This is a genomic window from Pseudomonas sp. 8 R 14, from assembly GCF_900005955.1.
In the GTDB taxonomy this organism is placed as follows: Bacteria; Pseudomonadota; Gammaproteobacteria; order Pseudomonadales; family Pseudomonadaceae; genus Aquipseudomonas; species Aquipseudomonas marginalis.
Genome location: NZ_CVTH01000047.1, coordinates 25956 through 37808, shown reverse-complemented (window position 1 = coordinate 37808; position 11853 = coordinate 25956). Strand labels below are relative to the sequence as shown.

General features: G+C 55.5%; 13 protein-coding genes and 1 pseudogene. 10 read left to right on the top strand and 4 right to left on the bottom strand.

Features of this window, described 5'->3' with window-relative positions; translation table 11 throughout:
- Nucleotides 1–2: 2 nt before the first annotated feature.
- Nucleotides 3–758 (bottom strand): alpha/beta hydrolase family protein, encoded by a 756-nt coding sequence (locus tag BFQ01_RS09910; RefSeq protein WP_027605173.1) that lies wholly within the window; start codon nt 756–758, stop codon nt 3–5.
- Nucleotides 748–1491 (bottom strand): annotated as a pseudogene (locus BFQ01_RS09905) (DUF3182 family protein); the annotation flags it as partial. The gene BFQ01_RS09910 and the pseudogene BFQ01_RS09905, both read right to left, overlap by 11 nt.
- A gap of 387 nt (nt 1492–1878) precedes the next feature.
- On the opposite strand from BFQ01_RS09905, the gene BFQ01_RS09900 reads away from it, so the two are divergent.
- The 10 genes from BFQ01_RS09900 (at nt 1879) to hpaI (ending at nt 10381) form a co-directional block, all read left to right on the top strand.
- Nucleotides 1879–2130, top strand: coding sequence for a hypothetical protein (locus tag BFQ01_RS09900; RefSeq protein WP_116643424.1), 252 nt, complete (start codon nt 1879–1881; stop codon nt 2128–2130).
- A 32-nt stretch (nt 2131–2162) separates the two neighbouring features.
- A complete protein-coding gene (locus tag BFQ01_RS09895; RefSeq protein ID WP_065925124.1) occupies nt 2163–2354 on the top strand; it encodes an MbcA/ParS/Xre antitoxin family protein in 192 nt (63 codons plus the stop codon).
- Between the two features lie 411 nt (nt 2355–2765).
- Entirely contained in the window at nt 2766–4253 is a 1488-nt protein-coding gene (locus tag BFQ01_RS09890) for an aldehyde dehydrogenase family protein (protein WP_065925123.1), read from the top strand.
- A 149-nt stretch (nt 4254–4402) separates the two neighbouring features.
- Nucleotides 4403–5074, top strand: a complete 672-nt coding sequence (locus BFQ01_RS09885; RefSeq protein ID WP_065925122.1) for a fumarylacetoacetate hydrolase family protein — start codon at nt 4403–4405, stop codon at nt 5072–5074.
- Nucleotides 5074–5847 (top strand): fumarylacetoacetate hydrolase family protein, encoded by a 774-nt coding sequence (locus BFQ01_RS09880; protein ID WP_065925121.1) that lies wholly within the window; start codon nt 5074–5076, stop codon nt 5845–5847. Before BFQ01_RS09885 ends, BFQ01_RS09880 begins: the two co-directional genes overlap by 1 nt.
- 5 nt (nt 5848–5852) lie before the next feature.
- Nucleotides 5853–7313: a 5-carboxymethyl-2-hydroxymuconate semialdehyde dehydrogenase gene (gene hpaE / locus BFQ01_RS09875; protein ID WP_065925120.1), complete on the top strand. Its 1461-nt coding sequence runs from the start codon at nt 5853–5855 to the stop codon at nt 7311–7313.
- Between the two features lie 93 nt (nt 7314–7406).
- Nucleotides 7407–8330 carry a 3,4-dihydroxyphenylacetate 2,3-dioxygenase gene (gene hpaD / locus BFQ01_RS09870; protein WP_065925119.1) on the top strand — a complete coding sequence of 308 codons (924 nt, stop codon included), beginning with the start codon at nt 7407–7409 and terminating at the stop codon, nt 8328–8330.
- Nucleotides 8331–8341: 11 nt separating this feature from the next.
- Nucleotides 8342–8752 (top strand): 5-carboxymethyl-2-hydroxymuconate Delta-isomerase, encoded by a 411-nt coding sequence (locus tag BFQ01_RS31335; RefSeq protein WP_083221124.1) that lies wholly within the window; start codon nt 8342–8344, stop codon nt 8750–8752.
- Between the two features lie 8 nt (nt 8753–8760).
- The gene (gene hpaH, locus BFQ01_RS09860) at nt 8761–9564 is read left to right on the top strand and encodes a 2-oxo-hept-4-ene-1,7-dioate hydratase (RefSeq protein ID WP_065925117.1); all 804 of its coding nucleotides are present in this window, start codon (nt 8761–8763) and stop codon (nt 9562–9564) included.
- 19 nt (nt 9565–9583) lie between these two features.
- On the top strand, nt 9584–10381 hold the full coding sequence (gene hpaI, locus BFQ01_RS09855; RefSeq protein ID WP_065925116.1) for a 4-hydroxy-2-oxoheptanedioate aldolase: 798 nt from the start codon (nt 9584–9586) through the stop codon (nt 10379–10381).
- A gap of 5 nt (nt 10382–10386) precedes the next feature.
- Here hpaI and BFQ01_RS33305 read toward each other — a convergent pair whose 3' ends face one another.
- Together BFQ01_RS33305 and feaR are read right to left on the bottom strand one after the other, a co-directional pair.
- Nucleotides 10387–10788 (bottom strand): MarR family transcriptional regulator, encoded by a 402-nt coding sequence (locus BFQ01_RS33305; protein WP_065946594.1) that lies wholly within the window; start codon nt 10786–10788, stop codon nt 10387–10389.
- A gap of 78 nt (nt 10789–10866) precedes the next feature.
- Nucleotides 10867–11823 carry a transcriptional regulator FeaR gene (gene feaR / locus BFQ01_RS31330; RefSeq protein ID WP_083221125.1) on the bottom strand — a complete coding sequence of 319 codons (957 nt, stop codon included), beginning with the start codon at nt 11821–11823 and terminating at the stop codon, nt 10867–10869.
- Nucleotides 11824–11853: the final 30 nt, after the last annotated feature.

Below are 11853 nucleotides of genomic sequence, written 5' to 3'. Positions count from 1 at the left end.
CGTTACTGGGACTGGATGATGCTCAACCGTTCCCCCACTACCATCTCGGTGATCCAGTCCACCAGGATCGAGGTGTAGGCCTGTTGTGACACTGGATCGCTCAGGGAGTGGTCGGCACCATCGATGATGCGGTGCGTCAGGGAGTGCGTGTGCTGGCACGCCGCGCGGTAGCTCATGATGGTGGCGTGGGGCACATGGTCATCGGTTTCCGATTCGACAATCAGCACATCACCGGTAAATTGCGCGCAGGCCTGCAGTGCGCGGTTGGTTTCGGCGTGCACCAGCGTGCTGCGGTAATCCATCAGGTCGGCCTTATCGAGGTCACGCTTGGGCTTGAGCCATTCCTGGTCGCGGTACAACGCAGGCACGCGCAGCGCCAGCCAGCGCACCGGGCGCAATGAGGTGAGAATCGCCGCCAGGTAGCCGCCATAGCTGGTGCCCACCACCGCCACCGCCGAGGTGTCGATGGCCGGGTGCGAGAGCAGTCGGTCGTAGGCCGCCAGCAGATCGCGCAGGTTGTCTTCACGGGTGACGCGGGACAACGGGATACCTGTGCCCGCGTGGCCACGCAGATCGAACGTCAGGCACACGCATCCCAGCCCGGCGATACCTTTGGCGCGCTCTAGGTCCCGCTCCTGGCTACCGCCCCAGCCGTGCACGAATAACACCCCCGGCACCTTCGATTTGGGGCTGAGGAACGTGCCGCTCATCTGTTCGTCGTCGATGTCGATCGCAATGCTTTCGCTTCTAGCCGTCATAAGATTTAACCGTCACGTACTTGAGAAGAAAGTCGCTGTGTTCCGCCGGGCCTCGGTACACCTCGATAGCATCCGCGGGCAGCGCCTGGTCCACGTAGGTTTCTACCGAAGACACCTGAATGGCCTTGAGGCCCGGGTGGTTGATAAAGCTCTGCAGCGCCGCGACTTCCGCGCTGCTGGCGCCCCCCATGCGCCAGGATTGTTCAAGCACACCACTGCGCCGCTGGCCGTCGCTGTCCAGGCCCTGGGCGATATCGTAGTTGCGCCGGGACGCGTAGAAACCCGGGTAAGCCTCATCGGCGGCCGCGTCGAAGACCTGGGCTTGCTCGATGGCTTGGCGCACGTCGCCGGGCAGCTCGAGCTTGAGCAAATCGTCATAACCGCCAGGCACCACCAGCAGGTTGGAGCCACCGTAGACCTCCTCGCCCTGTCCGTCCTGGGTCAGGTATTGCTCGCCGCAGTAGCTGATGACGTGATCGCCGATAAAACTCTGGCCCACACTATGGGTGACCACATCGTGCAGGTCTTGTTCCAGCACGACGCCTTCGCTGAACATCCGGGCCGCTTCGGGGCGCGCCAGCACGGCCTCGAACTCATCCAGGCTGTGGATAACTTCCTGGCCGCGCCCGGCGCAGGCATGCACCGGTTTCAGGCGGATCGGCCCGCTGTAGAGCAAGCGTTTGGCGGCTTCCTGTGCATCGTTGAGCGCAAATACGCTCAGGCCGTCCATCAAATTCATGTTACGACTTTTCTGCACATAACACTGAAAATGCTGGGTTTTATACGAATTTACTGACTGTGCAATCATGATGCTGCACAGTCAGTCAGCACGCAAGCCCGGATACCCCTCCATCTGGCCAGCAGAAGGCAAATGGGCGAACGAGATGATTCTCTGCTCTCCCGACCATGACAGCCCTAAAGGTTTCGGAGATTCCGCTATCGCAAACGGTGCCCTGATGGCCTGGCAGCAAGCAGTAGGCTCACTGCCTTCCCGTCAAGAAACCCTCGCAAGCCGAGGCACTCCTCGCGTCCGTAGCATCATGCAATGTACCCATCCCCTTCTGGGTGTACTCATCGGCTGCCGACAGGCTAGGCTACCTTTCAGCCAAGGAGGGAGTTGATGGATAAAGACGTGCTTACAACTCTTGAAGCTAATGAGCCGCTGATGACCAGTGCGCTTGACACCCTGAGGCACGCACTGGATGCATTGCAGCAAACCTTAAACACTCTGAAGCAATATCAAGATGATATGGATTCTGGGCTGCCGGCTGCCGAGCTCGAAACATTAAGACTTGCGGCGGAGGCACTCTTTCAGGCAATTTCTGCTTATCAGTTACTGGTAATTTGCTGCCCCTCCCCAACACTCCAGTAGCTTCCATAAGTTTATGCTTAATGAGGTGACCGATGGATAACGTACAGCGAGTTTGGTTCCGGGCCGAAGAGGTTTTTGGCAACAAGGCGAAAGCGGCGACATGGCTGAGTCAGCCACGCACGAGCTTCGGAGAAATATCAGCGCTTGAGTACGCCTGCACTGAGGCTGGATACCTACTTGTGATGGACATGCTTGCACAGCTCGATCATGGATTTGGTCTCTGACCCCAGGAAAATCAGGCTGCTCAGGCTTCATTCCTTGCGTAAAAAGCTAACTGCCAGAAAGTCTCAGCACCTATATTCATAAGCGGCTCAGAGACGTTTACTTTCCAGATCGCGCACCTCCTCAATGGCGAATTTAGCGTATTCCCGCCGAAACGCCAAAAGAGACACCCCGACTACTTTTCCAGCATAGGCTTTTGCAAGCTCAATGCCTGAATAGCTGCTATGCAGTATTCGGGGTTTACGCAATACTCGCCGTGCTGTCTAATTTTAAATTAGTGCCGGTTTAACTCCAAAAAGTTTACCTTAATTTTTTCATGGCATGGATTGCTATATGGAATTGGCAGGAATTGCCAAGTTAAATTTACTTTACCGGCGTAGCCTCAGTAGCTTTCTTGTTTAGAGGTTTCGGCTATGAGTCAGGTAACCATCCTTGCAAGCGTAGAAGCATTTCTGCGCCGCCCACATGGCCTATTCATTGATGGACAGGCGACACCGGTAACGAATACTGACGAACTGCCCGTGACCAACCCGGCGAATGGGCGTGTTATCGCCCGCGTCGGGGTCGCAAATAAGGCGGACATCGATGCTGCTGTCGCGTCGTCTCGAAAAGGCTTCAAGGCTTGGGGGCAGGCCACCCCAGCCCATCGAGGCGCAGTCCTGCTGAAGCTGGCTGACCTGCTGGAAGCCAACAGCGAAGAATTGGCTCAGCTTGAAACCCTCCAATCCGGAAAGCTCATCAACATCTCCAGAGCGTTTGAGGTGGGACAAGCGGCACATTTCCTGCGCTATTACGCTGGCTGGGCAAGCAAAATTACGGGTCAAACGATCACCCCGTCGATCCCTTCATTCAACGGCGAACGCTACACGGCATTCACTCTTCGAGAGCCGGTAGGTGTAGTGGTAGGCATCGTTCCGTGGAATTTCTCGACCATGATCGCGATCTGGAAGCTGGCGTCAGCGCTGGTGACCGGATGCAGCGTGATCATCAAGCCTAGCGAGTTCACCCCGCTTACCATCCTGCGGATTTCGGAGCTTGCGATCGAAGCAGGCCTGCCTCCAGGCGCTCTCAACGTTGTCTGTGGCGATGGTGCTGTCGGGAAAGCTCTGATTGAGCACCCTGACACTGACAAAGTGTCCTTCACCGGCTCGGTGCCCACTGGTTTGGCAGTAGGTTCCACTGCCATGCAGGCCAAGCTGACTCGTGCCACGCTTGAGTTGGGCGGCAAAAACGCTGCTGGCTTCCTCCGCGATGTGCCAGTCGAAAAAGCGGTGGCAGGGATCATTGAGGCTGGCTTCTTGCACTCCGGCCAAATCTGCGCTGCAGCTGAACGGTTTTATGTTCATCGGTCTCAGATCGATCACCTACTTGAAAGTTTGGTGACACGCCTGAAGGCCTTGAAAATTGGCTCGCCAATGGACGAAGCCAGTGAGTTCGGCCCTGTTACAAATGCTCAGCATCAGCAGAAGCTTTCTGGGTATTTTGCGCAAGCCAGGGCTGAGAACAACACCATTCTTCATGGCGGACGGCTACTGGATCAACCAGGTTGCTATGTCGAGCCAACCGTAATTCTTGCAAACAGCGCCACAGATACGCTGATGACTCAAGAGACTTTCGGGCCTGTTGCGACGTTCCTCGCTTATGACGACGAGGACGAGCTTGTTTCGTTGATGAATGACAGTCCGTATGGGTTGAGCGCCAGTCTCTGGACTAACGATCTCAGCAAGGCACTGCGCATGATTCCGGAAATTCAAGCAGGAACTCTTTGGGTCAACATGCATACCCTTCTTGATCCAGCAGTTCCATTCGGCGGAATCAAAGCGTCTGGGATTGGGCGCGAATTCGGCAGTGCTTTCATCGAGGACTTTACTGAATTGAAGTCCGTAATGATTCGATACTAAAGCCAATAGGACTGACCATATTACACTTCAGATGGCAGGATCTCCCAGCGGTGACTTGACGCCACCGCATCAACTATCTGTCGGCATTAGTGTTCAGTTTCAATAAAAAATAACGACCAAGCCTGGTCGAGCTAACAAGGAGAACATTGATGTCCCAAAGCTTAAATGAGTTGGTGCATGGCGCTCTGTTCGGCATTGCGCTGAACTATAAGGGTTTGCTGAACCAGCGTCTCGCGGAATTCGAACAAGCGCCGTACAAGCAACTACCCGTTAAGCCTGTGTTGTTCATCAAAACGCCAAACACCCGCAATGCTCACAATCGCGCGGTTGTATACCCGATTAATGTAGAGCGCTTGCAGGCGGGCCCGGCGCTCGGCGTTCTGATCGGCAAGACCACTAGCCGCGTCAGCGTCGAAAATGCGATGGAGCACGTGGCCGGCTACACCATCGTCAATGAGTTCAGTTTGCCGGAAGACAGCTATTACCGCCCGGCGGTCAAGGCCAAGTGTCGTGACGGCTTCTGTTCATTTGGGCCGGAGGTGGTACCCGCTAGCGAGATCGCTGATCCGCACAATTTGATGATCACCCTTCGGGTTAATGGTGAAGTGCATCAGCAGAACTCCACGGCCAATTTTGTGCGCAGCATCCCTCAGCTGATCGCCGAGCTCAGCGAGTTTATGACACTCCATGAAGGTGACCTCCTAATTACCGGCACTCCAGAAGGCAGGGTCGACATTCGACCTGGCGACCAAGTCGAGGTTGAAATCACTTCACTTGGCCAGCTTGCCAACCACATTGTCGAAGAGCAGGAGATCCGCTGATGAAACATGCCCGCATCCGTTTCGAAGGCCAAGAGCACGACGTCACCGTCGAGACTGATAACGCAGTGCGATTGGCCGACGGACGCCTGATCGCAGAAGCACAGGTGGAATGGTTACCTCCCGCCAATGGCAACATGTTTGCCCTGGGCCTGAACTACGCCGACCACGCCGCTGAGCTGGCCTTTGCGCCACCGACCGAACCGCTGGCCTTCATCAAGTCGCCTGGTACGTACACCAGCCACAACCAGGTCACTTGGCGCCCGGATGGCGTTACCTACATGCACTACGAGTGCGAGCTGGTGGCAGTTATCGGTAAACCTGCACGGAACGTCAAACGCGAAGACGCCCTGCAGTACGTGGCTGGCTACACCGTCTGCAACGACTACGCCATCCGTGACTACCTGGAAAACTACTACAGGCCCAACCTGCGCGTGAAGAACCGCGACGCCACCACCCCGGTAGGCCCGTGGATCATCGACACCGCCGATGTACCCGATCCGAACAATCTGACCCTGCGCACCTGGGTCAACGGTGAGCTGAAGCAAGAAGGCTCCACTGCGGACATGATTTTCGATATCCCCTACCTGATCGAATACTTCTCCAGCTTCATGACCCTGCAGCCCGGCGACATGATCGCTACCGGTACACCCGAAGGCTTGGCTGACGTGGTGGCGGGCGATGAGGTAATCGTGGAAGTAGAAGGCGTAGGCCGCCTGGTGAACCGTATTGTCAGCGAGGCGGAGTTCTTCGCTTCACGAAATAAAGAGGCGTAATCATCATGATCAAACATTGGATCAATGGCCGCGAGGTCGAAAGCAAAGACACCTTCGTCAACTACAACCCGGCTACCGGCGAAGCGATTGGCGAAGTCGCCAGCGGCGGCGCTGAAGAGGTCGCCCAGGCCGTAGCGGCTGCGAAGGAAGCGTTCCCGAAATGGGCCAATACCCCGGCCAAGGAACGCGCCCGTCTGATGCGCAAGCTCGGTGAGCTGATCGACCAGAACGTGCCGAAGCTGGCCGAACTGGAGACCCTCGACACCGGCCTGCCGATTCACCAGACCAAGAACGTGCTGATCCCACGCGCTTCGCACAACTTCGACTTCTTCGCCGAAGTCTGCACACGCATGGACGGCCATTCGTACCCGGTCGATGACCAGATGCTCAACTACACCCTGTACCAGCCAGTGGGTGTGTGTGGCCTGGTTTCGCCGTGGAACGTGCCATTCATGACGGCTACCTGGAAGACCGCGCCGTGCCTGGCGCTGGGTAACACCGCCGTACTGAAGATGAGCGAGCTGTCGCCGCTGACCGCCAACGAACTAGGCCGTCTGGCCGTCGAAGCCGGCATTCCTAATGGCGTGCTCAACGTCATCCAGGGCTACGGCGCCACTGCCGGCGACGCTCTGGTTCGACACCCGGATGTGCGCGCAATCTCCTTCACCGGTGGCACCGCCACCGGTAAGAAGATCATGCAGACCGCCGGCCTGAAGAAGTACTCGATGGAACTGGGCGGCAAGTCGCCGGTGCTGATCTTCGAAGACGCTGATCTGGAACGTGCCCTGGACGCTGCGCTGTTCACCATCTTCTCGCTGAACGGCGAGCGTTGCACCGCTGGCAGCCGGATCTTCATCCAGGAGAGCGTGTACCCGCAGTTCATCGCCGAATTCGCCGCCCGCGCCCAGCGCCTGATCGTCGGTGACCCGACCGACCCGAAGACCCAGGTCGGTTCGATGATCACCCAGCAGCACTACGACAAGGTCACCGGCTACATCCGCATCGGCATCGAGGAAGGCGCGCGGCTGGTCGCGGGTGGCCTGGAGCGTCCGACCAACCTGCCGGCACACCTGGCCAAGGGGCAGTTCATCCAGCCGACGGTGTTCGCCGACGTGAACAACAACATGCGCATCGCCCAGGAAGAAATCTTCGGCCCGGTGGCGTGCTTGATCCCGTTCAAGGACGAAGCCGAAGCCCTGCGCCTGGCCAACGACACCGAGTACGGCCTGGCCTCCTACATCTGGACTCAGGACATTGGTAAGGCCCATCGTCTGGCACGTGGTATCGAGGCCGGCATGGTGTTCATCAACAGCCAAAACGTACGCGACCTGCGCCAACCGTTCGGTGGAGTGAAAGGCTCGGGCACCGGTCGCGAAGGCGGCCAATACAGCTTCGAAGTCTTTGCAGAAATCAAGAACGTCTGCATTTCCATGGGCAGCCATCACATCCCACGCTGGGGCGTGTAGCAATTTTCCCAACGCACTGGGGGAGCTTGCTGTTCTGACGACCGCCAAGCTCGCCTGGTGCTGCGGGATCTAACAAGAATAAGGATTCCACTCATGGGCAAAGTAGCACTAGCAGCTAAAATCACACACGTTCCGTCTATGTACCTGTCCGAACTGCCTGGCCCGCGACAAGGCCTGCGACAGTCCGCCATTGATGGGCACTACGAAATCAGCCGCCGCTGCCGCGAACTGGGCGTCGATACTATTATCGTCTTCGATACCCATTGGCTAGTGAACGCGAATTATCACGTTCTCTGCGGCCCGCACTTTGAAGGTGTTTACACCAGCAACGAGCTTCCGCACTTTATTAGCAACATGCATTATGAGTTCCCTGGCAACCCAGAGCTTGGGAAAATCCTAGCTGAAGAATGTAATCGCTTCCAAGTCGAGACGATGGCTCACGATGCTACAACCTTAGGCCCGGAATACGGAACTTTGGTGCCGATGCGTTACATGAACCAAGATCAACACTTCAAAGTAATTTCGGTGTCAGCGCTGTGCACCTCTCATTACCTTGCTGACAGTGCGCGCCTTGGCTGGGCGATGCGGAAAGCTGTCGAAGATCACTATGACGGAACCGTCGCATTCTTGGCCAGTGGCTCTCTCTCTCATCGCTTTGCTCAAAATGGCCAAGCCCCCGAATTCGCCGAGAAAATTTGGAGTCCTTTCCTCCAGGTTCTTGATGAGCGCGTGGTGAAGATGTGGGAAAACGGTGAATGGGAAGAGTTCTGCGGAATGCTGCCTGAGTATGCCGCGAAAGGTCACGGCGAGGGCTTCATGCACGACACAGCCATGCTGCTGGGCGCGCTTGGATGGTCAGACTACGACGGCAAAGCAGAAGTCATAACGCCTTACTTCGGCTCTTCCGGAACTGGGCAAATCAACGCCATCTTCCCAGTGACTCCGCAAAGCGGTACTCGTATCCCAGCAGCGCAAGCCGCGAACCTCGCTGCTGTCGTATCCACCAGTCGACTATAGGAAGCGCCGTCATGCCTCACCTGGTTCTGCTCTACACGCCCGATTTGGAGGCTGAAGCAGACTTGTCAGCTCTATGCCGTGCTCTTGCTGACACCATGCTTGAGCAAAAAGACGAAACAGGCCAAAAAGTCTTCCCAACGGGGGGAACTCGTGTACTTGCCTACCCTGCAGCGCATTGCGCAGTTGCCGACGGGCAAGGTCAGTACGGATTCCTCTATGCCAATTTACGAATTGGCGCCGGACGCAGCCCTACCGTGCATCAATCGGTCGGCCAAGCACTACTGGGAACATTACGTAGTCACTTGGACGCCCTTTTACAAAAACGCCCTATCGGCCTAACTCTGCAAATAGATGAAAGCGTTGGACAGGTGTTTGATGCAAAACACAGTAGCCTGCACTCGCTGTTCAACAAAGCAACTTGAGGTTTGCCATGCTCAACAACGATATCATCCAACAGTGCGCAGAGTTGCTCGACCAAGCTGAACGCACGCGCGAGCAAATTAGTCAGTTCTCGATTTCACAACCGGCAATTACAATCGAAGATGCTTACGCTATTCAGCGGGCCTGGGTGGCAAAAAAAATTGCCTCTGGCCGGAAGTTGGTGGGCCACAAAATCGGACTGACATCACGTGCCATGCAGGTCTCGTCGAACATCACAGAGCCCGACTACGGCGCACTGCTCGATGACATGATCTTCGAGGAAGGTACTGACATCCCGTTTAACCGCTTTATCGTCCCACGGGTAGAAGTTGAACTGGCCTTCATCCTTGGTAAGCCTCTCAAAGGCCCTAATGTCACTGTATTCGACGTCCTCGATGCGACTGAGTGGGTCATTCCTGCACTGGAAATCATTGACGCCCGTATCCACCAGGTCGATCCACAGACCAAGGTGACCCGGAAGGTATTCGACACGATCTCCGATAACGCAGCGAACGCCGGCGTCGTAATGGGCGGTCGTCCAGTACGCCCTACTGACGTCGACCTCCGGAAGATCCCTGCAGTTCTATACCGCAACGGCGTGATCGAAGAGTCCGGTGTGAGCGCCGCTGTGCTCAACCATCCAGCTAAAGGTGTTGCGTGGCTGGCAAACAAACTGGCTCCGTACGATGTCACTCTGGAACCTGGACAGATCATCTTGGGCGGCTCATTTACCCGGCCAGTTGCCGCAAGCCCTGGTGATACGTTCCATGTCGACTACGACCTGCTGGGTAGCATTACCTGCCGGTTCATTTGAAGACGAAGGAGCTTCAATCATGCAGCAGAATCTCTTCAAATCTCGCCTCAAGAAGGATGAACCGCAGATCGGCCTCTGGCTCGGGTTGGCAGACCCTTACTGTGCAGAGCTTGCGGCGAACGCGGGCTTTGACTGGCTTTTGATAGATGGTGAGCACGCTCCGAATGACCTTCGCAGCACTCTGGGGCAGCTTCAAGCCATAGCCCCATACCCATCGCAGCCGATCATCCGCCCAGTGGTGGGTGATGCGGCCCTGATCAAGCAGATGCTTGATGTGGGTGCGCAAACTCTATTGGTTCCGATGGTGGAGACATCAGAGCAGGCGGAGCATCTGGTGAAGGCTGTGACGTATCCCCCTAACGGGATTCGCGGTGTGGGTAGTGCATTGGCACGCGCTTCACGCTGGAATTCGATTACTGACTATCTCGACAAAGCCGATGCGGAAATCTGCCTACTGGTACAAGTGGAAAATCAGGTGGGATTGTCCAACCTGGATGCGATCGCTGCCGTCGAGGGAGTAGACGGCGTCTTCATCGGGCCTGCTGATCTTTCCGCTGCTTTAGGGCACCGGGGAAATCCTGGTCACCCCGAAGTTCAGCGCGTAATTGAAGATGCCATCTTACGTGTAAAGAGCGCAGGCAAGGCAGTTGGGATCCTGAGTGCAGATGAGAAACTCGCTCGGCGCTATCTTGAGCTGGGGGCGACTTTTGTGGCGGTCGGTGTAGATACATCGATTCTGATGAGGGGACTGAAAACCCTGGCCGGAAAATTCAAAGGCACTGACAGCCCTGAGGTGCCGGCTAGCACTGTGTATTAGTGCCTTTAGGGGTGACTGTCGCTGGGGACAATGCTCTCCAGCGGCAGCACGAGTCGATCTAACTCATCTATCAGTAGAAGTAACGAACTCCAACGGTCGTCACCTAGACTTTCCTTAAGCTCTCTCTGATTGATAGCCATGTCATTGGACAGCTGCAGAAACAGATCTGCCCCTGGCTTCTTTAGCGCAATGATTATCCGCCGTCGATCTGAGCTTGATTTTTTTCGAGAAATGTAGCCTGCACTTTCCATCCTTACCAGGATAGAGCTAAAACTTGCCTTAATTATGCAGCACTGATGGGCGAGTTGGCTGAACTCCATTGGGCCGTGGTGGCTGAGGGCATGAATAACTCGCCACTGTTGCTCTGTTACGTTATAGCGATTCAAGGCAGGCCTTAAGTTCCGCATAAAAAATTCACGAACATGCGAAAGTCTCAAATTCATATAGGTTGGCGAATCAATCATACGCAAGCCTTTTATGCAAATTTAAATAATAATTTTCTGATCGCAAAAAACCATACGATACTCACGTGGCGCCAATCCAAAATGGCGCTTGAAAGCGCGGCTAAAGCTAGCTGAGTCTGAAAACCCCCATTTGTAGGCAATATCAGTAACAGATACTCTTATTGAGCCAGCGACTGTAAGCTCCGAAGCGCAGTGCTTTAATCTGCTTGCTAGTATGTATCTGTACACAGACCCCCCACCTTCCTCGAACGATCGGTACAGCTGTCGCAGGGAGACATTTAGAACGCTAGCAATTAATGCAGGACTGAGCTCGGGAGATGCGATTGAGTTTTGGATAAAGATCTCCGCTTCCACTCGCAATTCTGCAGATGTTCTTCGAGTTAATTTTTTTGATGGCTGTACGTTCTGTTTTTGGAGTGCTGAGCCGAGCAGGCATAGAATTGCAGATAGCACTCCATGCTGTTCAAGTTCAGAAAGCTTATGATCCTCTTCAGACAGCTGGGCCAGCAATAAACGCAACAGGCGACCGGAAGTAGAATTCAGATCCACCATCCCTTGAAGGCGTCGACCAGGGCTGATGTGCCGAGCGACCATGGGTTTCGGAAGAGAAATAGCCATGTGCTCAATCAAACCTTTCGGTTCAATTTCGCACTCCCCTGCGCTGTCGAGGAGCACAATGTCTCCAGGCATCAGGTGGTAAGTGAAACCATCGTGAACTACCCGGGCCTGGCCAATGCTCTGACTGAGGAGTACGCAGCGCTGATCATTATCTCGATCCGCTCCACGAGCACACCGCCTGACACGAGCTGCGTTGGTTCGTAACCGAGCGAATGGTAGCCCACCCCGCGTCCCGGACACGACATCACCAACGAATTTGGCGTACTTTCGATTAACCTCTGTCTCGTATGGCCCACAAACGGCACGCACTGCAAAATTCCACTGAGACACCGAGTTTCCACATTCTTGGAGGCCAGCCATCACGACACCTCGTTGTTGAGCACATGAAAT